Origin of the sequence: Natrinema gari JCM 14663, assembly GCF_000337175.1 — an archaeon.
GTDB classification, from domain to species: Archaea; Halobacteriota; Halobacteria; order Halobacteriales; family Natrialbaceae; genus Natrinema; species Natrinema gari.
Genome location: NZ_AOIJ01000043.1, coordinates 38,137 through 59,454 on the forward strand (window position 1 = coordinate 38,137; position 21,318 = coordinate 59,454).

Genomic DNA, 21,318 nt, shown 5'->3' on the forward strand with positions numbered 1-21,318 from the left:
TGTCCGAGCAGTCGTATGGTCCGATAATGACGCCGTGGAAGCGGGTCTTCGCGAGCGGGCTAATCCTCATCGGACCGATACTCGTCACGCTGTACGTCGTCTACCGAGCCTACGCGCTCGCGATCGGGTTCACGCCGGCGGGCATGCTCGATCCGGAAATGCTGGCCGGCTTCATCGGCCACGAGCCGACCCGCGTACTGCTCATCCGCGTGATCCAACTCGTCGTCTCGCTGGGGTCCGTCGCACTGATCGCGATCGCGATCGGTACCCTGACCCGAACGACCGTCGGCGATGTCTTCACGCGAAGCGTCGACGGAATCGCGAACCGCGTCCCGGGGCTGCGCGTCGTCTACAACGCGTCAAAAGTCGCGGCCGAGACCACGCTCGGCGAGGAACAGGCCCTGCAGGAACCGGTCAAAGTCCGAAGCTGGGACGGCACGCAGATGCCGGCGTTCAAGACCGGCCACACCACCAGCGACGGACGGGTAGTGCTGTTCATTCCCACGTCGCCGAACGTCTCCTCGGGCTTCGTCGTGGAAGCCGATGCTGACCGGGTCATCGAAACCGACGACTCCGTCGAGGAGACGCTTGCGCGCGTGCTGAGCGGGGGCTTCGGCGACTCAACACACCCGCAACGACACACGGAGTCGCCGGTGGGTCCGTCCGAGGACCGATCGACGAACGAGGAGTGACGGGGGCCAACCTCGAGGGAGACGATGCTCGACGTGAGAGCACGGTCGGCGTCCGTCAAATCCGGTCGGGCATTTATGCGATACCGAGTCGATCGGGACCGACGCATGTCGACGCTTCCGTCATGGATCGAGGATCGGATCGACTCGAAGCCGAGCCGTGCGCTCACACAACGCCGCGTCGCCGAGGTGATGCTGACAGCGGACCGGCCGTTCTTTCTCGGTCACCCAACTCGAGGCGCGGGTCGGCCCGGATATCGGCGAGGAGCAACTCCGGAAGCGGCTCGCGGAACTCCGCGAGCGCGGCGTCGTCGCCGTCGAGACGTATCCGGCGGCGACGACCCTCTACTATATCGATCACCCCGGAGCGGCCGACTCGTCTCCCGCAGGCGAGACGCGGTCGGCTGCGAATCCGCTCGATCGGCTCTCGGCGCGGGACTTCTTGTTGCTTCGCGAACCAGACGCGATCGGGACGCTCGTCCTCGCGGGCTATCAACTCAGCCTGGTGTTGTTCCTCCTCGGGACCGTCTTGGCCGCTATCGGACTAGAGGCACCGGTCCACAGCGACCACGGGCTCTGGACCGCCGCACTGAACCTGCTCCTGCTCTGTGTCGTGCTCCGGCTCGCCGATCGAACCGCTCGACGGGTCCGTTCGCAACGGGATCAGTCCTGATTCGCGCCCGCACCCAGCGGGTGTCGCACCCGATCACTGATCGGGTTTACGGGCGCAACATCGCGTTTGGTGCCCGCCAAATCCATCTTGGGGTTTAATGTATCCCCCGCCGATTGCCCTGCCAACGATGGCGACTCTCCCGAGGTGGATCGACGAACGGCTCGATCCGACGCTCGACAAGAAACTCACGCAGCGACACGTCGTCGAGGTCATGGTCGACTCCGACCGGCCGTTCTTTTCGGTCCAGCAACTCCAGTCACGCGTCAGCCCGACCGTCAGCAAGGAGACCGTTCGGAATCGGCTCAACGAACTCCATGAGATCGACGTCGTCGCAACGGAGACCTATCCGGAGACGATCACGCTGTACTACATCAACCACCCGGAATCACCGTGGCCGCTCTCACCGGCGGGGCAACGCGCGCTCGATCACGATTCGCCCCTCGAGACGCTGTCGCTCGCCGACTTCCTTCGACTCCGGAACCCGGCCGGCATCAGGACGCTGATACTGGCGGGCTTGCAACTCTGTCTGGTGCTGTTCGCCGTCGGCGTTGGGCTGATCGTGCTGTCGATAGACGCCCCCGTCGAAGCCAGCCACGGGTTGTTGGGTGCCGCCGGCAACCTCTTCGTCGTCTGTCTGGTCCTGCTCGGTGCCGAACGCCTCGCTCGAGCGGTCCGTGACGACGGCGTCAGTGGAGCCGTGCCGACGCCGAACAGGTCCGGTCCGAAGTAACGGCCGCCGACTCACCGCTTACGTTCAAAACGATGTCAACGAACTCATCACCGACCGAATCGCCCACGACCGAACCCGGCCCATCTATCCTCGCGGAGCGGACGCTCCTGGGTATCTTCGTCCATTTCATCGCGATACTGCCGTTTATCGGACCGATCGCCACCGTCGTCATTTACCTGGTCTCGAGCCACGAGTTCACGCGGGCGAACGCTCGGAACGCGCTCGACTGGCACCTGTTCGTCATCGGATCGTTTCTCGCGACGTTCGCGCTCCTGTTCGGGCTGGACACGCTGTTCGAGTACGTCACGGTACCGGGCCTCCTCGAAGCCGCCGTCTTGCTTCCGGTCTTCGTCCTGGCGCTCGCCGCGATGTCCCTCGGATTTCTCAGCGCCGTCATCTGGATCGTCGCGATGGCGAAAGCCATCTTCGGCGAGGCATGGCGCTATCCGTTCGCCCCCGAACTCGTGTGACCGCCCGCGGCCGTCGCCGAGAACCGGAGGCACACCCTTCCGCGTGGCTCCCAGGGGCACCAGGACATCGGAACGCTGGCAGGCCGTCGGAGTACGGACGCCAGCCGCCGATCGAGGAGTGAATCAATCGACCCACTGCGACTATTTTTCTCCGCCCGAACCCCGCCGCCGGCACACGGAAGGCCCGCTGTTCGAGAGCAAAGGATAGTATAAAGGCGAGCGGGTTCATCATGAGGGACATGACGACGACGCTCGGAACGGCGAGCGCGGGGCCCGGCGAGATCGATACGGGCCGTCTCGAGGTCGGCGAGACGCGGGACGGCACGCCGTTTGGACTCCCCGTCGCCGTAATAAACGGCGCAGCTGCGGGAAAGACGCTCTACATGCAGGCGGCCAGTGATGGCGACGAACTCAACGGTGTCGGTGTTATCCAGCAGGTCGTGCCGCAACTCGACCCCGCTGCACTCTCCGGAACGGTCCTCGTCGTAGGGATCGTCAACTACCACGCGTTTCAGGTCGCCGAACACCGGAACCCGATCGATGACACGAAGATGAACCGCGCCTATCCCGGCAACGAGGGCGGCACCTCGAGCGAGCGGATCGCGGCCGCGACGTTCGACATCGCGACCCAGGCGGATTTGATACTCGATCTCCATCAGGGGTCGACCAGTCGGATGCTCGACGAGGTTCGCGTTCGTTGCGGGAAGCGCCACCGGCTCCACGACCAGTGTCTTGAGCTCGCGAAAGCCTTCGGCTGCGGGTACGTACTCGACCAGAAGGGGCCGGACGGCCAACTAGCTCGCGCGGCTCCCGACGACGGGATTCCGACCGTCGATCCCGAACTCGGCGGGGCCGTCGGCTGGGACGAAGAAAGCATCCGAACGGGCGTCGACGGCGTGTTCAACGTCCTCCGCTACTACGACTTCCTCGACGGCGACCAGCCGCTCGAGACTCAGACCCGCGCCAGGGGGTTCGAACAGTACGGGGCCCCGGCGGGCGGGCTCGTGACCATGCACAAGGACCTCGGCGACCGAGTCCGTGCCGGCGAGACCGTGTTCGAAGTAACGACTCCCTTCGGGGAACCGAAAGCCGAGGTGACGGCCAACGGGAGTGGCATCCTCTGGCGGGCCCGGCGGCTCCCGCAGGTCGCGACCGGCGAGTACGTCTGTTCGATCGGCACGGATGTCGGTGAGTACTGAGATGGCCGCCGATCTAACCTGTCCCGACTGCGGGACCGTCTACGAGGCCGGACCGGACGAACCGTGGCGCTGTGGCTGTGGCCGCGCCCTGGAGTTTACCGAGCGGCCGCATCCGCAGGGCGATCCGCTGCCGCTGCACAGCCTCGATACCAGCGAGGGGCTGTGGACGTTCTTCGAGTTCCTCCCGATCGAACAGCACGTCACCTTCTACGAGGGCTTTACGCCGACGGTCGAGGCCTCCGACTGGGACGCGCGGTTCAAACTCGAGTACGTCTTCCCGACGGGCTCGTTCAAGGACCGCGGCGCGACGACGACCCTCTCGCGGGCGGTCGAACTCGGCGTCGAGAAGGTGCTCGAGGATTCCTCCGGCAACGCGGGCGCGTCGATCGCGACCTACGCGGCCCGCGCGGGCGTCGACGCGGACATCTACGTCCCGGCGGACGTCAAACAGTCCAAGCTGATGACGATCCAGCGGGCCGACGCCCGCCCGGTTCGCATCGACGGAACCAGAGCGGACGTGACCACAGCCTGTCTCAAGGCCGTCGAAGGCGACGCGAACGATGGCGATTCGACGGGTGAGGGCAGCGCCCCGTACCAGACCGGCGAGGGCTGGTACGCCAGCCACGCCTGGAACCCCGCGTTCTACGCCGGGACGATGACGTTCGCGTTCGAGGTGGCCGCCCAGCAGGGGTGGACGGTCCCCGACGCCGTCGTCCTCCCGCTCGGTCACGGCACGCTCTTCCTCGGCGCGTATCGGGGCTTTTCCCTCCTCAACGAGGCCGGCATCGTCGACGGCATGCCGCGCCTGCTCGGCGCACAGGCGGCCGGTTACGCGCCAATCGTCGCCGCGCTCGGCGGCGATACCACCGACGCGGAGGGCGAACGGACGGACATCGCCGACGGCATCCAGATCACCGAACCCGCCCGCGGCACCGAGATCGTCGACGCGATCGAGGCGACCGACGGCGACGCGATCGCCCTCGGCGGGGATGCGATCGAAACCGCGCTGGACCGACTCCACCGCAACGGCTTTTACGTCGAGCCGACCTGCGCGATCGCGCCGGCGGCCCTCGAGCAGTACCGCGATGACGGCGTCATCGACGCCGACGACGATGTCGTCGTGCCGTTGACCGGCAGCGGACTGAAAACCCTCTGACGGTTCAGTTCTGCACCCTCGGTAGATGGGCAGCCGACCGCCGACGTTCTGCTCCGACTGCGGCATTCACCTCGAGTCGATCAATGGTGCTCAGCGGGGAGCCAGCGCGGCCGCCGCGGGATCAGGGGATTCATTAGCGACCCACCCCAGATTCGGACGATGAGTTCACCGTCGTTCGCTATCGGGATCGCCGGCGGGACGGGTGCCGGAAAGACGACGGTCGCGCGCACGGTGTCGGAGACCGTCGGCGAGGCCGTGACGCGAATCCCGCTCGACAACTACTACAAGGACCTCTCGCATCTCGCGTTCGAGGACCGCGAGCAAGTCAACTACGACCATCCATCGGCCTTCGAGTGGGACCTGCTTCGGGAGCAACTCGAGGCGCTGCTGGCGGGCGAGTCGATCGAGATGCCACAGTACGACTTCGAAGTCCACAACCGCACTGACGACCGCGTCACCGTCGACCCCTCGGAGATACTCGTTCTCGAGGGCATTCTGGCCCTGTACGACGAGGAGATCCGCGACCTCCTCGATCTGCGAGTGTACGTGATGACCGACGCGGACGTCCGCATCCTGCGGCGGATCGAACGCGACGTCATCGAGCGCGGCCGCGACCTCAAGGGCGTCATTGACCAGTACCTCGAGACGGTCAAACCGATGCACGAGCAGTTCGTCGCCCCAACGAAAAAGCAAGCGGACGTGATCATTCCCGAAGGCGCAAACCGGATGGCGATGGATCTCCTGATCGAGAAGGTACAGGCCGAACTGCCGGACGGCTCGGACCGGCCCGGCGTCGACCGCGAACTGTCGGTTAACGGCCAGGCGCTCGACTGACACCCCCGATTCCGACACGACGGGAGCGAGACCAAACCCGACATTCCTTTACTCGAGCCCTGAATACGGGCGGGTATGTTCCTCTCCCTACGCGCGGAGGTCGAGGGCGCCCTCGAGCGGGCGCTCGCCGAACTCGACTTCCCGACGGACGATCTCGGGATCGAAGAACCGCCGGACGACGTCGCGAGCGTCCTCGCCTCGAGCGTGGCGTTCCGACTCGCCGGCGAGGCCGGCGCGCCGCCGCCGCAGGTCGCCGGACGGATCGCCGACGAGATCGACGCCGACGAACTGACCTACGTCGCCGACGTGCAAACGCAGGGGCCGTATCTCAACTTCCTGCCGAGCGACGCCTATCTCGCCGACACGCTCGCCGACGCGACCGACGAGACGTACGGACACCTGTCGGACTGCGAGGAGTCAGTTGTCATCGAGCACACGAGCGCGAATCCGACGGGACCGGTCCACGTCGGCCGCGCTCGGAACCCGATCATCGGCGACGCGGTCGCGAACTTGCTCGATTTCGCGGGATACGACGTCGACCGCCACTATTACGTCAACGACGCCGGCCGGCAGATGGCCGTCTTCACCTGGGCCTACGAGACTTTCGACGAGGCTGCTCTCGAGGACGACCCCGAGCGCGACCGCATCGAGTACGATCTCGTGCGCTACTACCGCAAAGGCAACGCCTACCTCGAGAACGCGCCCGAAGCGGACGTCGAGGCGGCCGAGGCCGAGATCGAGGCGATCATGCAGGGGCTCGAGGCCGGCGACGACGAGGCCTACGAACGGGTCAGCGAGGTCGTCGATCAGGTTCTCGGCGGCATGACGGAGTGTCTCGCCCGCCTGCCCGCCGAGTTCGACGAGTTCGTCAAGGAGACGCGGTTCATGCGAAACGGGGCGACCGACGATCTCGTCGACCGCCTGCAGGACCTCGACGAGGCGGTCTACGAGGACGACGCCTGGCAACTCGAACTCGACGAGTACGGCATCGACAAGAACCTCGTCTTCCTGCGGTCGGACGGCACCTCGCTGTACGCGACCCGCGACCTGGCCCACCACGAATGGAAGTTCGACGAGTACGACCGCGCGGTGACGGTCCTGGGCGAGGATCACAAGCTCCAGGCCGAGCAGGTCCGGACGACCCTCGAGTTGCTGGGCAACGAGACCGACCAGCTTCGACAGGTCCTCTATTCGTACGTCAACCTCCCCGAAGGGAAGATGAGCACGCGCCAGGGAACTGGCGTCGATCTCGACGACCTGCTCGACGAGGCGATCGACCGCGCCCGCGAAGAGGTCGAGGACCGACTGGACGACCGCATCCGGGACGACGACCTGGACGAGGACGACATCGAGCGCATCGCCCATCAGGTCGGCATCGGCGCGGTCCGCTACGATATCGTCTCGAAACAGCCGACGAAGGCGATCACCTTCGAGTGGGACCGCGCGCTCGACTTCGAGGCCCAGTCCGCCCCCTACGTCCAGTACGTCCACGCGCGCTGTTGTGGTATTCTCGAGGAGGCGGGCATCGACCCAGAAACCGGGATGGCCGACATCGAGACGGCCGTCGACGCCGACCTGCTCGAGACCGAGGCCGAGCGGGCCCTCCTCGAGACGATCGCGCGATTCCCGGCGGTCGTCGACGAGGCCGCCGACGACCTCGAGCCACACCAGATCGCGACCTACACCCGCGAGTTCGCCGACCGGTTCAACGGCTTCTATCGCGAGTGCCCGGTGCTGGCCGACGATGTCGACCCCGCGGTCCGCGAGGCGCGACTGGCCCTGGTCGCGGCCTCGAAACACGCGGTCGCGAACGCCCTCTCGATCCTGGGCGTGGCCGCGCCGCGGTCGATGTAGGCTCGGTGACCCGGCGGCTGGTCGTCGGTACGGCCGAAAGAACAACGCCGCGCAGCACGGGCCGTTAGTACGTCTCGTCGGTCGTGTCGAGGACGTTCTCGACGAACTCGTCTTCGTTCATCTCGTCGTTGATGTACGCCAGCGCCCACTTGACGTCGACGTAGAACGACATTACCTTCGCGCCGTCCTTCTCGAGCACCCAGGAGATGCTGTTGATCGCGGCCGCGAACTTCTCGGCGTCGGTGATCGCCGCAGTGAGCGTGCGTCCGAGCGACTCAAGTTCCGCGGTCAGCGTCTCGGGGTCGGTCGTCGTCGTCGTCGCGATGATATCGATCTCGTCGCCGTCCTTGTTCACGTCCTTGATCGAAATCTTGGTGCTGTCGAGAGTCAGTTTGTCACTATCGAGACCGGGGATCTCGGTTCCGTCGTCGGTGTCGTCGGTGCCGTCGGTACCGTCGGTGCCGTCGGTCTCATCGCCACCGTCGTCAGCGAGCGATTCGTCGCCATCGGAGTCCGACGCGGAATCGTCGTCGGTCTCGTCGCTGGAACAACCGGCGAGCACGGTTGCGAGCGCTGCGCCACTGCCGAGGAGGATCTTTCGTCGCTCCATGGCCGACCCATCGGGAACCGTTGTGATTAGTAATCAGTTCGTTACGCGTTCGCTCGCCGAGAGCGGCGGTTGCGGAAACTGCGACCCGCCGCACCGCCGTCGGAAGGGGGCGACAAACGGATCGCAACGCGGCCGTGTCGGGCGGCTCACGTCGAGACGGACCACATGACTGTCAGCCGGCGATGACAGTCACGCTTCGGTGGTAATCACTGCATTCGACCCATCGAGTCGAACGACGGGTGCTTCGAGGGCGGAAGGAACCGCTTACCGACGGCCGGCCGTCGGTGGCCCACTCGACTCAGGGATCGGATTCGGCTTCCGTGATCGCACTCGAGACGTCGTCGTGAGCCGCTTCCCGACCGTCATCGTCGCTCGTCGGCCCGGTCGCGGCGGCGGTCGACTCGGTGTCCGTCCCATCGTCGCTCGTCGGCCCGGTCGCGGCGGCGGTCGACTCGGTGTCCGTCCCATCGTCGCCGTCCGCCGGGAGCGAAATCTCGACACCGGTCATCGACATCGCGAGCCGGCGATAAGCGATCGCCGCGGGGCCCTCGGGCTCGAAGACGACAAGCGGCGTCCCGGCGTAGACGCTGTCGCGGGCCGCCGGGTCTTCGGGGATCGTACCGAGCAGGGGCACCTCGAGTCGGTCGGCGATATCGTCGTGGGAGATGTCGCCGTCCGGGTGGGTGCGGGTGAGGACGAGGCCGGCGACGCTGCCGCCGGACCGCTCGGTCAGCTCGATGGTCTTTTTCGTGTCGTGGACCGCAGCGGGTTCGGGCGTCGAGACGAGGACGACGGCGTCGGCCAGCCCCAGCGGCAGGACGGTCTCGTGGCTGATACCGGCACCGACGTCGAGAAAGACGTAGTCGAACTGGGACCGCAGCTCTTCGATCGCGTCACGCAGGCCTTCGGGGGAGGTTTCGGCGTACTCGTCGAGGCTCGTGCCGCTCGGAACGGCGACGATGTTGTCCGCCAGTCGATAGGTGGCGTCGTCGATCGATGCGTCTCCGGCTAATACGTCGTGTAGGGTGGTCGAGTCGGGGGTGAGGCTGACGAACCCGGCGAGGTTCGCCATGCCGAGGTCGGTGTCGACGATCGCGACGCGCTCGCCCGCCTCGGCCAGCGCCGTGCCGAGGTTGACCGTCGTCGTCGTCTTCCCGACACCGCCTTTCCCGCTCGCGATGGCATAGACCGTCTCGTGGGACATACGTAGATACTGTCCGGACAGTAGAACGGCACCCCCTTAAATCGTGACCTCCCGGCTCGCGGCGACCGGCCGACACGCCGCCGGGACGATCCCGGTCGCATCGACCGCTCCACCGGCAGCCGTTGGCATCCGGCGGGTGTGTCAAAGGATTCTTACCGACAGCCCGGTTTTATACGTGTAATGAGCCAGGAGGGCGAGCAGGAGCAATCCGACCGGAAAAAGTACGAGTTCCGGAAGGTCATCGAGGACCTCAAGGACTACGACGGCTCCGGAACGCAGCTCGTGACGATCTACATTCCCGACGACAGACAGATCAGTGACGTCGTCCAACACGTCACGCAGGAACACAGCGAAGCGGCCAACATCAAGTCCAAACAGACCCGAACGGCAGTCCAGGACGCGCTGACGAGTATCAAAGACCGACTGCGATACTACGACACCTACCCGCCGGACAATGGCATCGTGCTCTTTTCCGGTGCCGTCGACTCCGGCGGCGGCCGGACCGACATGGTCACCAAGGTCCTCGAGAGCCCGCCCCAGCCCATCCAATCTTTCCGCTATCACTGCGACTCGGACTTCCTGACCGAGCCGTTAGAGGAGATGCTGGCCGACAAGGGTCTCTACGGCCTGATCGTCCTCGACCGCCGCGAGGCCAATGTCGGCTGGCTGAAAGGCAAGCGCATCGAGCCGGTCAAGTCAGCATCCTCGTTGGTTCCCGGCAAGCAGCGCAAAGGTGGCCAGTCCGCCCAGCGATTCGCCCGCCTGCGACTCGAGGCCATCGACAACTTCTATCAGGAGGTCGCAGGGATGGCAAACGACCTGTTCGTCCCCAAGCGCCACGAGATCGACGGCATTCTCGTCGGCGGTCCCTCGCCGACCAAAGACGAGTTCCTCGACGGCGACTACCTCCACCACGAACTGCAGGACGAAGTGCTGGGCAAGTTCGACGTCGCCTACACCGACGAGTCCGGTCTGAAAGACCTCGTCGACAGCGCCGAGGACGCCTTGGCCGACGCCGAGGTGATGAAGGACAAGAAGGTGATGGAGGAGTTCTTCGAGGAACTCAACGCCGGCGACCTCGCGACGTACGGCTTCGAGCAGACCCGCCGCAACCTCATGATGGGGTCGGTCGACCGGCTCCTGATCAGCGAGGACCTCCGGAAGGACGTCATCACCTACGAGTGTCCGGAGTGTGACGCCACCGAGCGCGAAGTGGTCGACCGCCGCAAGTCGACGCCGACCCACACCTGTACCGAGTGTGGTACAGACGTCGAGGGGACCGAGGAGGATCGCGAGGATGCGATCGATCACCTCATCGATATCGCCGAGCAGCGCGGCACCGAGACCAAGTTCATCTCGACGGACTTCGAGAAGGGCGAACAGTTACTGAACGCCTTCGGCGGGTTCGCCGGGCTCCTGCGGTACTCGACCGGCGTCTAACGCGTTCCGGGTACTGAAATCGCTCGCCACCACACACCGTCCGACTGGTCAACTCGGCCGATCCGACGGCGGACGCCGGCCATCCGCGTTAGTCGAGGGGGGTCGATGCCGGCGCGATACCGCCATCGTTTCTCGTCAGGAGATAGAGCACGAACGACGAGAGCCAGTGTGTGCCGGCGTAGTGCTCGGTAAACGCCTGTGACAGACCGCTCTCGACGTGTCGCTTGGCGCTGCGTTCGAACGGATCGGCGTATCGGTGATCGCCGAGGGTCGATGCGATTCCCGCCAGACACCACGCTTTCGAGACGTTCAGCCCGAGGAGGTGGTACGCGACGCCCTCGTCAGGATCGGACTCGACGCGAACGGGCTCGAGAATCGAATCGGACGGCGAGGCAGTCACGTCCGGCAGGAAGCCGTCGATCCAGACTGCAAACTCGTCCCGGTCGTAGACGCGTCGCATGAGGTCAGCCTCAGTCAGCGACGGCGACAGGAAGTCCCAGCCGAGCGGTTCGTACGCGACGGGCGCGTCGCGGTCGTCGGCGAAGAACTCGACTGCTGCCTCGGAGACGGCCGCTTCCAGCGACTCGTTGCCAACCGTTCTCGCGTAGTCGAGGATACAGTGCAGGGCAAACGCCGAGTTCCGATGGGTGCCCACTCTGAACGGGCGTTGCTCGGACAGGAACTCGGATTCGACCAGTGAGACGATCGTCCGCTCGAGGGGCTCGAGGATCGATCGCCACTCGGCTGCACGGTCGTCGTCCCAGAGCGACAGTTCCGATGCGAGGTGTAAGAGCCATGCCCAGCCGTACGGTTTCTCGAAGGACGGGTTCGCGTCGATGAAGTCGACTTCGCGGGCGATGTTGTCGGCGGTAAACCGGGCATCGAGGCTCGCGACGATCTCGGACCGTGCGGGATGGTCATCGAACAGCCGAAGCTGACGGACGAGCGACCAATGACTGTGGACCGCCGAGTGCCAGTCGTAGCAGCCGTAAAACACCGGATGTTGCTCCGCCGGTCGCTCGACCCCGTCCGGCGAGTCGATCGAGCGAACGACATGCGGGAACTCGGTTTCGATCGATTCTAACGGGTGGCGCGAAAGCGTTGCTGCCGTGTCCGGCCCGAACGGGTCACTGTTCCCGGACAGAATTGTACTCGTGTCAACGTCGTCGGGGAAGGTCACTGTCAGTCTCAGTTTCAACTTGCCCTACATAAATCCTCGAACCGATCGCAGAGTGGGTCCGCCGCGGGATGAGCCGCGTGAAAGACAACAGGATTAACACCCCGCCAATGAACCATCGACCATGTCCCTCTCGAGCCAAGCCGTACTCGTCACGGGCGGAGCCGGGTTCATCGGCTCTCATCTGACCGACCGCCTGCTCGCCGACGGCGTGACCGTCACGGTCGTCGACGACTGCTCGAACGGCGACCGACGCCGAGTACCCGACGCCGCCGACTTCCTCGAGGCCGATCTCACCGACCCCGACGCCCTCGACGGCCACCTCGACGATATCGACCTCGTCGTCCACCTGGCTGCATCGAAACACGTCGACACGGACCGACCCCACGCCCAGTTCGATGCCAATACGCGGATGACGCGTAACATCCTTGAGGCGATGGCCGACGCGGGGGTCACGGAGATCGCGTACACGTCGTCCTCGACGGTCTACGGCGAGGCTCCCCGGCCGACGCCGGAAGATTACGCCCCCCTCGAGCCGATCAGCGCCTACGGGGCGAGCAAACTCGCGGACGAGGGGTTGCTCTCCGCGCGGGCTCACAGCCACGACCTGACGGTCTGGAACTTCCGCTTCGCGAACGTGGTCGGGCCGCGCCTGCGGGGAGCGGTGATCCCGGATTTCATCGAGAAGCTACAGGACGACCCCGAACACCTGACGATCCTCGGCGACGGCCGACAGGAGAAGTCCTATCTGCACGTCGAGGACTGCCTCGATGCGATCCTCCATACGATCGAGCACGCCGACGACGCGATGAACACCTACAACCTCGGCACACGGACGACGACCTCGGTCGACCGGATCGCGACCATCGTCGCCGAGGAGTTAGGCGTCGACCCCGACCGCGAGTACACTGGCGGCGAACGGGGCTGGACGGGCGACGTGCCGAAGATGCGCCTCTCGATCGAGAAACTCTCCGCGCTTGGCTGGGAGCCCCGTCGCTCGAGCGACGAGGCGGTGCGACGGGCGACCCGCGAGATAATCGACGAACTGTAGTAAGCCGAGAGGCCCCACGTTGAACCGACCGGCTGCCGTCGTTCTCTCTGCCGGAAAACATACTCGAGAGTGACGGTATCCCCCGCCAGGAGGTGTTTTAGGTGGGCTTAAATATCTGGGCTCGAAGGACCCGGGCATGAACGACGGGGGCGAGGGAGCGGACTCGCGGGGCATTGACCGCGAGTCGCGAGGAGGGGGTGGGCGAGTGGCGAGCGAGCGGCTCGCTGCGGCGCTGACTCGCCGTCGGCTGACGATCGGGGGAACGCTGCTCGTCCTCGTGGGCCTGGTCGTCGCCTTCCGCGGGATCGATCTCCGGACCGTCGTGGCCGAAATTTCGAGCGCCGATCCGTTCGTGATCGGGGCCGCAGTCGTCGTCTATACCGCGTCGTGGCCGCTTCGCGGTCGCCGGTACCGCGACGTGCTAGCCGCGATGGGGTATCGAGGGGGGACGGTCGTGCCGACGCTGGCCGTCTTCGTCAGTCAGACGGCGAACCTCGCGATTCCCGCGCGGGTCGGCGACGCGGTTCGCGCGTACGTGATGCGGACCCACCGCGATATCCCCTACGCCGCCGGGTTCGCGTCGCTGGCCGTCGAACGGGTGTTCGATCTGGCCACGATCGCCGCGCTCGCGGGGCTGGCGACCGGCTGGCTCGCGCTGGGCGGCGGGACCGGGCCGCTCGAGATCGTCGCGGCGGCCGGCGGTGCACGGACCGCTCTCGTCGCCGCGGCGGCCGTGAGCACGGCGACCGCCGGTGTCGGTATCGTCGTCGTCACGTCGGCTCGAGCCGATCACGGCTTCGGCGCGTGGCTACGAGTCCGAGCGGACGGCCGACCGCGTCTCGTGGGGGCGCTCGAGGCCGCGCTCCGGTTCGCAGGGGACGTACAGATAGTCGCCCGGCAGCCGAAAGCGGTCGCGGCGATCGGCGTCGGGAGCCTGCTGGTGTGGATCCTCGACGTTCTCACGGCGGTGCTCGTGCTCGCGGCGCTGGGCAGCGGGCTTGCGGTCGGGCCCTTGCTGGCCGTCGGGACGCTGGCGGTCAGCGTGGGAAACCTCGCGAAGGTCCTCCCGCTGTCACAGGGCGGCGTCGGGCTCTACGAAGCCGCGTTCACGGCGCTCGTGGTCGGGCTCACCCCGATCGGTGCGAGCACGGCGCTGGCCGCGGCGATCGTCGATCACGCGCTGAAAAACGGTCTGACGCTGGTCGGCGGGGGCGGGGCGGTCCTCTCGCTTGGTCTCTCCGTCTCGGAGGCGACGGCGGAGGGGAGCGACGCGGGAGACCGACAAGCTTTTAGGCGAGCCTAAAAGACTGCGGAGCAATGAGCCAGGATATCTGCGTCGTCGTCCCGACGATCCGGGAGTACGAGTGCATGCGCTCGTACTTCGCGAACGCCCGCAACCACGGGTTCGATCTCGATCGATTGCACGTCGTCCTCGTCACCGAGGACTTCTGTGAGACCGACGAGATGGCGGCCATGCTCGAGGACGAAGGCGTCTCCGGCGAGGTCTTCGACGGCTCCCGGCGCGAGGAGTGGTACGACGACCACGGCGTCTCCGAGTACAGCCACGTCGTCCCGGCGGCGAGTCACGCCGAGACGAGTTTCGGTTTGCTGTACATGTGGGTCCACGACGAGTTCGACTACGGTTTCTTCATCGACGACGACACGCTCCCACATCCCGACGAGGATTTCTTCGGCACTCACATGGCGAACCTCGCCTTCGAGGGCGAGCTCGAGTCGGTTGCCTCCGACGAGCAGTGGGTCAACGTTCTCTACCAGAACGCCGACGAACACGGCCTCTATCCGCGTGGGTACCCCTACTCGGCGATGAACGAGACGGTCGAGACCGGGACGGCCGAGATCGGTGGCGGCGAGGTCGTCGCCTCGCAGGGCCTGTGGACCAACGTTCCCGACTTAGACGCCGTCCGCATCCTTATGGACGGCGACCTCGAGGGGCAGGCCCAGACTCGGACCTCGAGCGACGACTTCGACGACGACTTCGTCGCCGAGCGGGGTAACTACCTCACCGTCTGCTCGATGAACCTCGCCTTCCGCCGCGAGGTCATCCCCGCGTTTTACCAGCTCCCGATGGACGACAACGAGTGGGACGTGGGCCGGTTCGACGACATCTGGTCGGGCGTCTTCCTCAAGCGCGCCTGCGACGTGCTCGGCACACGGATCTACAACGGCGCGCCACTGTGCGAGCACAACAAGGCTCCCCGGAGCACCTTCGACGATCTCAACAACGAAGTGCCGGGTCTCGAACTCAACGAACACCTCTGGCGCGTGATCGACGACGTCGGTGGCGACGCCGACTCCTATGCCGGCGTTTTCGAGGCGATGGCGGACGAACTTGCCGACGGCGACTGGGAAGCGTACAACAACGGCGCGTTCTTCAACTACGTCGGCGAACACATGCGCGACTGGCTCGACTGTCTGGCGACGCTGCGCCCGGCGTCCGGTTTCGCGGCCGACCGCGAGCGCGTCGTCGCGGACGACTGAACCGTCAACTATAAGTTTTTAGGTTAGCCTAAAGCAGGTATGAACGACGAGCAGGATGATCAGGGGGTTTCGCGTCGCCGAGCGTTACAGGTCGGCTCCGCGTTCGGGGCTGCGTCGCTTGCGGGCTGTCTCGGGATGTTCGGCGACGACGAGGGCACGACCATCCCGTCGATTTCGGAGTTTCGGGGCTCCGGATCGCTGGTCGACGGCCGACCGGCACCGGGCGGGACCTCTATCGAGGAGTTGCCGGACCTCTCGGGGGACCTCGCGCTCTACATCGGCGGCGGTGAAGGGGGAATCTACTACGAGTTCGTGGAGATGCTCCAAGAGATTTACCCCGAGTTCGAGGTCTATCCGACCGATAACAACTCGGCGTCGCTGGCACAGACGATCGTCGAGGAGGCCGGCTCCGGCGCGTCGCAGGCCGACGTGTTCTGGTCGATCGACGCCAGTTCGCTCGGGTTCGTCGCGGAAAACGACGCCTACGAACCGCTGTCGGACGAGGCGGTCGGCGCAGTCGGCAACAGCCAGTTCGTCGGCGACGACAACGCATGGGCCGGTGTCGCCGGGCGCGCACGCGCCGTCCCGTACAACACGAACCAGTTGAGCGAGTCGGACATTCCGAACACCGTTCAGGACTTCCCGGACACGAGCGCGTTCCAGGATGCGATGGGCTGGGCCCCGACCTACGGTGCGTTCAAGTCGTTCGTGACGGCTATGCGGCTGCTCCGCGGCGACGACGAGACCCGCAACTGGCTGCGCAGTATGCAAGATGCCGGGACCGAACGATACAGCAACGAGTACGCCGTCTCCCAAGCGGTTGCCAACGGTTCCCAGTCGGCCGGCTTCGCCAACCACTACTACGCGATGCGGGTCAAGAACAAGCGGCCGGACGCCCCGATCGATCTAGCCTTCACCGAAGGCGACGCCGGGGCATTGATCAACGTCGCCGGCGCGCTGAAGGTCAAGGGTACCAAGCGCGGCGATCTGGTCGACGACTTCGTCCGTCACCTGCTGTCGTCCGAGGCCCAGGAGTTCTTCGCGACGATCAGTTTCGCCTACCCGATGATCGCCGGGGTCGAGCCCGTCGGTGGCCTGCCGACGATCGATGAGCTGAGCCCGCCGGATATCGATCTCGCGGACCTGGCGAACATCGAGCCGACCCTCGAGTTGATGGACGACGCCGGCGTCTCGGGATGAGCGGTCGGGAACGCGTTGCGAAGGCAGTCGAGCGAACGGGCGACGGCGGGAGCGGTGCCGCCGGCGTCGGGCTCACGCTGCTCGCCGCGGCCATCGCAGCCGTTCTCGTGCTCCCGCTGCTCTGGCTGGTTGTCGATGCCGCCGGACTCGGTCCGCGAGCGTTCGAGCTCGCCGTCGACCCCCAGACGATCGACGTACTGGTCCGGAGCGTCGCCCTCGTCGCCATCGTAACGGGGGCGAGTATCGTCATCGGCGTGCCGCTCGCGGTGTTGACGGTGCAGGGCGAGATCCCGTTTCCCCGGTTCTGGACCGTCCTCATCGCGCTCCCGCTTGCCGTCCCGAGCTATCTCGGCGCGTTCGCGTTCGTCTCGGCGTTCGGTCCGCAGGGCGAACTCGTCGACTTCCTCGAGCCGCTGGGAGTCGATGCGCTCCCCTCAGTCTACGGATTCGCCGGTGCCGCGTTCGTGCTGACGCTGTACACCTACCCGTACGTGTTCCTGACGACGCGTGCCTCCCTGCTTTCGATGGATGGCTCGCTCGTGGAAGCCGCTCGCACGCTCAATTCGGGCCGCTGGGAGGCGTTTCGACGGATTACCTTCCCACAGATCCTGCCGGGAGTCGCGGCCGGGGCCCTGCTCGTCGCGCTGTACGCCCTCGCTGACTTCGGCACGCCGAATATCATGCGCGTCGAGGTGTTCACGCAGTTCATCTACGCCAGATACAACGCCTTCGCCCGCGACTACGCCGCGTTGCTGTCGCTACAGCTGTTGACGGTGACCGCGATCATCCTCGCGATCGAGTCCCGGATCGGAGTCGACGAATCGGGCGCGTACGAGAGCGGCGGCGATCGCGGCACCGCCGACCTCGAGCTCGGCGCGTGGCGATATCCGGCGCTGCTGGTGCCGGTCGTGATCGCCCTGCTCGCGATCGGGCTCCCGATCGCGATCTTCTGGATGTGGCTGAACACGGGCGGCCCCGGCTATCAGGTCGGCCGCCTGAGCTTCGACTGGGAGTACGGATTCAACTCGGCGTACGTCGCGTTGCTGGCTGCCGCGGTCTCGGTCCTCGTGGCGCTGCCGATCGCGATCGGATCGGCGACCTCCGACTCGCGGATAGCCACGTTGGCCGATCGAGCCCCCTACGTCGGCTACGCGACGCCGGGAATCGTGCTGGCGATCGCGTTGCTCAGTTTCAGTCTCGACGTGCTACCGGAGATCTACAAGACGGTCCCGTTGCTGATCTTCGCCTACGTCGTCCGCTTCATGCCCCAGGCGATCGGGTCGATCCGGACGTCGACGCTGCAGGTCGACCGGAAGTTGGTCGAGGCTGCCCGGACCCTCGGTCGGTCGCGCTTGAACGCCTTCCGGTCGGTGACCCTCCCACTGATCCTCCCAGGCGTGGCCGCCGGGGCCGCACTGGTCTTTCTGACCACGATGAAAGAGTTACCGGCGACGCTGATGTTACGTCCGCTTGGATTCGAGACGCTGGTGACGTACATCTGGCGGGTCGAAGAGGCGGGTCTCTACGGCCAGGCGGCGGTCCCGGCGCTCGTGTTGGTCGCCATCTCGGGGCTGTCGATGGCCGTCATGCTCGCACAGGACGGACGATGACGAACGTGCCACCGGCGATCCGACGGGCGGCAGCCGCAGTGCGAAAGCGCCGGTGGCGGACCGCCGTTGCCCTCGTCGCGATCACCGGCGCCGTCGCCGTCTGGCTGGTCGCGACGCGGACCTTTCCGTACCACTCGCTCAACCACGACGAAGGGGTCTACCTCCAGCAGGCGTCGATGTTGCTCGAGGGCCGACTGTTCGTACGGCCGCCCGTTGCGGACGCGTTCCGTCCCTGGTTCTTCATCGAGGACGGCGACCGGCTCTACCCGAAGTACTCGCCGGTTCCTGCGGCGATCTTCGCGATCGGCAAGCTCGCGGGTGGCGCCCGGCTCGTGCTCCCGGGACTCGCCGCCGCCATCCTCACGCTCGTGGCGCTGGTCGTTCGCGAAGTCTTCGATCGACGGACCGGCCTCGTCGCCGCCGTCGCAGTGTTGTGTTCGCCGCTGTTCTTGATCGAGACGGCGGTGTTCCTGCCGTACGCGCCGACGGCGATGCTCAACCTGACGTTCGCATACGCCTATCTCAGGGCCGACCGAACGGACGACCTGCGAGTTGCCGCCGCCGCCGGGGCCGCGATCGGCGCGGCCTTCTTCGCGCGACCGTACACTGCCATCCTGTTCGCCGTCCCCTTCATCGGCCACGCGTGCTGGAGCCTCTCCCGTGATTTCCGGGGCGCGCTCCCCAGGCAGGCCACGACGGCGGGGCTCGGACTGGCCGGCGTCGGACTGGCGCTTGGCTACAACGCCGTCGTGACCGGGTCGCCGCTGTTGTTCCCCTACGAGGCGTTCGCCCCGCTCGACGGGTTGGGATTCGGTCGACGGCGGATCCTCGAGCACGAGATCGAGTACACCGTCGGACTTGCGCTCCGGTCGAACGCGCTGGTACTGCGGTCGTTTGTCACCGAGTGGCTCGTCGGCGGACTGCTGGGCGTGGCGCTGGCTGCGGCCGGAATCGGCGTCGCAGTCCGCCGCGGCCTCTCAGCACGCGCGGCGATCCTCGCCGGCCAGGTGCTCACGATCACCGTCGGCAACGTCTACTTCTGGGGGAACTTCAACATTCTCGGCGACATCGACCGCGCCGGAACCGGGCTGATCGCCACTCACGGTCCCTACTATCACTTCGATCTCCTGCTCCCGGTCGCGGCCTTTGCCGCCGTCGGCGCGCTGGCGCTGTTCGACGCCGTCCGCCGACGGGCTGACCGGTCCCTCTCACCGCAGGGCGCGCGGACGGCCGTCGTCGTAGTGGTGCTCGTGAGCGCGCTCGCGGTCGGCGGGGTGACCGCGACGACCCTCGACGGGAAACTCGAGCGAAACGAGGCCGTCACCGAGACCTACGAACGGGTCTACGACCCGCTCGAGGACGGGACGATCGAGGAGCCGGCGGTCGTGTACCTGCCGACGCCGTACGGCGACTGGCTCGCCCACCCGTTGCAGGCGCTTCGGAATGACCCTGGGTTCGACGGGGACCGCATCTACGCCCTCGACGAGCGACCGTTCGACGTGGCCGACGCGTATCCCGACCGCTCGCTGTACCGACTCGCGTACCGGGGCACCTGGGCACCGCATGCCGGGTCGCCACAGGGGGCCCGTCTCCAGCGGGTCGATCGGGTCGCCGGCGAGACGGTCGCGCTGAACGTGAGCGTTGGCGTCCCGGACGCAGCCAGCAGCGTCACCGCGACCGTCACCACCGACGAGGCCAGCGAGACCTACGTCGCCGACACCGTTTCGACCGCGTCCGAGGCGCAACTGCTCGTCACTGCCGACGCGGTGCGATTGCGCGGGACGGGCTGGGACACCAACAGCACGGTTCCCGTCGGGGAGCGAGACGACATCGAACTGACCGTCTTCGTCGACCGCGGCCCCGGGAGCAGTTACAGCTATCGGCTCGAGGTGCCGGTACAGGCGGAAAACGAGACGGTGCGAGCGCTGACGCCCAGCGTGGAACGGTGTAGCGCGATTCGAGAGTGCGGTGGCGAAGCGGCGTATCTGCCAGAGCGCGCGCCGGACGGCACGTTCGTTCGGACCGAGCTCACTGCGCTGGATCGCAAACGGGATTGAGACGCGTGTCGAACGAGGATCGAGTGCCCAGTCGAACCGTAGCGAGACGCCTCGCTCGGGGGGAGGACCCGGCCGTGACTACTGCGCCGGGCGATGTGGGAGTTCGCGGAGTCGCTCCTCGAGCGAGACCTTGACGATCGAGCGGGCGATCTCGAGCCCGCCCTGCAGCGGATCGAGTTTCGTCTGCCCGGCGCGCTCGCGGTACTCGATGGGGTGTTCGCGAACGTCGTAGCCCCGCATCAGCGGGCGGATCAGGAGTTCGGCGGAGAGGCCGGTGTTCTCGGTCCACTCGATGTCCTCGACGACGTTGCGCCGGTAGGCCCGCATGCCGGTCGTCGTGTCGTGGACACGGGTGCCCAACAGGAGGCTCGCGGCCGCGGCGAAGGCGTGATTGCCGAAGCGGTTGAGCGCCGGCATCGCGTCGGCCCCATGATAGAGGCGGTCACCACTGACGACATCGGAGCCGTCATTGATCAACGCGAGAAACTCCGGAAGCTGCTCCATGGGATAGGTGTCGTCGCAGTCGGTCGTGACGACGATCGGCCGGTCGGGCTCGAGGACGGCCGCGCGGACGGCGACGCCGTACCCCTGTGGCTCCTGTTCGATGACCGTCGCGCCGTGGTCGCGGGCAATTTCGGGGGTTCGATCCGACGACCCGTCGACACAGACGACCTCGGCCTTCCCGTCGGTGACGTCGTCGATGTCGGTCAGTACCTTGCCGATCGCTTCCTCCTCGTTGTACGTTCCCATGACGACGGTGACATCGTCGAAAGTGAACTGTTCGCCCGTCTCGTGGCTCCGTTCCGCCGGTTCGGTCGGCGCTCCGTTACTCATTGGCGGTACTCGCTGCCCGCCGTATTTATGT

The 21,318-nt window shown here is 66.2% G+C and carries 19 protein-coding genes; 15 read left to right on the forward strand and 4 right to left on the reverse strand.

The window, feature by feature from the left end:
• Nucleotides 1-26: 26 nt before the first annotated feature.
• The 8 genes from C486_RS06920 to argS all read left to right on the forward strand — a co-directional run bounded on the left by C486_RS06920 (nucleotide 27) and on the right by argS (nucleotide 7,605).
• Nucleotides 27-692: a DUF502 domain-containing protein gene (locus tag C486_RS06920; protein ID WP_014864205.1), complete on the forward strand. Its 666-nt coding sequence runs from the start codon at nucleotides 27-29 to the stop codon at nucleotides 690-692.
• Nucleotides 693-1,134: 442 nt separating this feature from the next.
• Nucleotides 1,135-1,362: a hypothetical protein gene (locus tag C486_RS22645; protein WP_338042879.1), complete on the forward strand. Its 228-nt coding sequence runs from the start codon at nucleotides 1,135-1,137 to the stop codon at nucleotides 1,360-1,362.
• Between the two features lie 127 nt (nucleotides 1,363-1,489).
• The gene (locus C486_RS06930; protein WP_008454554.1) at nucleotides 1,490-2,092 is read left to right on the forward strand and encodes a hypothetical protein; all 603 of its coding nucleotides are present in this window, start codon (nucleotides 1,490-1,492) and stop codon (nucleotides 2,090-2,092) included.
• Between the two features lie 32 nt (nucleotides 2,093-2,124).
• Complete coding sequence (locus tag C486_RS06935; protein ID WP_008454556.1) at nucleotides 2,125-2,562, forward strand: DUF4870 domain-containing protein; 438 nt, start codon at nucleotides 2,125-2,127, stop codon at nucleotides 2,560-2,562.
• Between the two features lie 239 nt (nucleotides 2,563-2,801).
• Nucleotides 2,802-3,761 carry a succinylglutamate desuccinylase/aspartoacylase family protein gene (locus C486_RS06940; RefSeq protein ID WP_008454558.1) on the forward strand — a complete coding sequence of 320 codons (960 nt, stop codon included), beginning with the start codon at nucleotides 2,802-2,804 and terminating at the stop codon, nucleotides 3,759-3,761.
• Nucleotide 3,762: 1 nt separating this feature from the next.
• Nucleotides 3,763-4,917, forward strand: a complete 1,155-nt coding sequence (locus C486_RS06945; RefSeq protein WP_008454559.1) for a pyridoxal-phosphate dependent enzyme — start codon at nucleotides 3,763-3,765, stop codon at nucleotides 4,915-4,917.
• Between the two features lie 159 nt (nucleotides 4,918-5,076).
• Nucleotides 5,077-5,751, forward strand: coding sequence for a uridine kinase (gene udk / locus C486_RS06950; RefSeq protein ID WP_008454560.1), 675 nt, complete (start codon nucleotides 5,077-5,079; stop codon nucleotides 5,749-5,751).
• A gap of 75 nt (nucleotides 5,752-5,826) precedes the next feature.
• Complete coding sequence (gene argS, locus C486_RS06955; RefSeq protein ID WP_008454561.1) at nucleotides 5,827-7,605, forward strand: arginine--tRNA ligase; 1,779 nt, start codon at nucleotides 5,827-5,829, stop codon at nucleotides 7,603-7,605.
• 64 nt (nucleotides 7,606-7,669) lie between these two features.
• Here argS and C486_RS06960 read toward each other — a convergent pair whose 3' ends face one another.
• Nucleotides 7,670-8,215: a hypothetical protein gene (locus C486_RS06960; protein WP_008454562.1), complete on the reverse strand. Its 546-nt coding sequence runs from the start codon at nucleotides 8,213-8,215 to the stop codon at nucleotides 7,670-7,672.
• 298 nt (nucleotides 8,216-8,513) lie between these two features.
• On the reverse strand, nucleotides 8,514-9,419 hold the full coding sequence (minD, locus tag C486_RS06965; protein WP_008454564.1) for a cell division ATPase MinD: 906 nt from the start codon (nucleotides 9,417-9,419) through the stop codon (nucleotides 8,514-8,516).
• A gap of 180 nt (nucleotides 9,420-9,599) precedes the next feature.
• Between minD and prf1 the strand changes: the two genes are divergently transcribed.
• Nucleotides 9,600-10,859 carry a peptide chain release factor aRF-1 gene (gene prf1, locus C486_RS06970; protein ID WP_008454570.1) on the forward strand — a complete coding sequence of 420 codons (1,260 nt, stop codon included), beginning with the start codon at nucleotides 9,600-9,602 and terminating at the stop codon, nucleotides 10,857-10,859.
• Nucleotides 10,860-10,947: 88 nt separating this feature from the next.
• Here the strand turns inward: prf1 and C486_RS06975 are convergent, their stop codons facing one another.
• Entirely contained in the window at nucleotides 10,948-12,039 is a 1,092-nt protein-coding gene (locus C486_RS06975) for a DUF2891 domain-containing protein (protein WP_008454571.1), read from the reverse strand.
• Nucleotides 12,040-12,160: 121 nt separating this feature from the next.
• Here C486_RS06975 and C486_RS06980 point away from each other — a divergent pair, with 121 nt between their 5' ends.
• The 6 genes from C486_RS06980 to C486_RS07005 all read left to right on the forward strand — a co-directional run bounded on the left by C486_RS06980 (nucleotide 12,161) and on the right by C486_RS07005 (nucleotide 20,453).
• Entirely contained in the window at nucleotides 12,161-13,087 is a 927-nt protein-coding gene (locus C486_RS06980; protein WP_008454572.1) for an NAD-dependent epimerase/dehydratase family protein, read from the forward strand.
• A 136-nt stretch (nucleotides 13,088-13,223) separates the two neighbouring features.
• Complete coding sequence (locus C486_RS06985; RefSeq protein WP_008454573.1) at nucleotides 13,224-14,390, forward strand: lysylphosphatidylglycerol synthase transmembrane domain-containing protein; 1,167 nt, start codon at nucleotides 13,224-13,226, stop codon at nucleotides 14,388-14,390.
• Nucleotides 14,391-14,404: 14 nt separating this feature from the next.
• Nucleotides 14,405-15,586, forward strand: a complete 1,182-nt coding sequence (locus tag C486_RS06990; protein ID WP_008454574.1) for an alpha-1,4-glucan-protein synthase — start codon at nucleotides 14,405-14,407, stop codon at nucleotides 15,584-15,586.
• A gap of 39 nt (nucleotides 15,587-15,625) precedes the next feature.
• Nucleotides 15,626-16,786 carry an extracellular solute-binding protein gene (locus C486_RS06995; RefSeq protein ID WP_008454576.1) on the forward strand — a complete coding sequence of 387 codons (1,161 nt, stop codon included), beginning with the start codon at nucleotides 15,626-15,628 and terminating at the stop codon, nucleotides 16,784-16,786.
• Entirely contained in the window at nucleotides 16,783-18,396 is a 1,614-nt protein-coding gene (locus tag C486_RS07000) for an ABC transporter permease (protein ID WP_008454577.1), read from the forward strand. Before C486_RS06995 ends, C486_RS07000 begins: the two co-directional genes overlap by 4 nt.
• The gene (locus C486_RS07005) at nucleotides 18,393-20,453 is read left to right on the forward strand and encodes an ArnT family glycosyltransferase (RefSeq protein WP_008454579.1); all 2,061 of its coding nucleotides are present in this window, start codon (nucleotides 18,393-18,395) and stop codon (nucleotides 20,451-20,453) included. The genes C486_RS07000 and C486_RS07005 overlap by 4 nt, the downstream gene beginning before the upstream one ends.
• A gap of 78 nt (nucleotides 20,454-20,531) precedes the next feature.
• On the opposite strand, the gene C486_RS07010 is transcribed toward C486_RS07005, so the two are convergent.
• Nucleotides 20,532-21,287, reverse strand: coding sequence for a dolichyl-phosphate hexose transferase (locus C486_RS07010; protein WP_008454582.1), 756 nt, complete (start codon nucleotides 21,285-21,287; stop codon nucleotides 20,532-20,534).
• Nucleotides 21,288-21,318 lie beyond the last annotated feature (31 nt).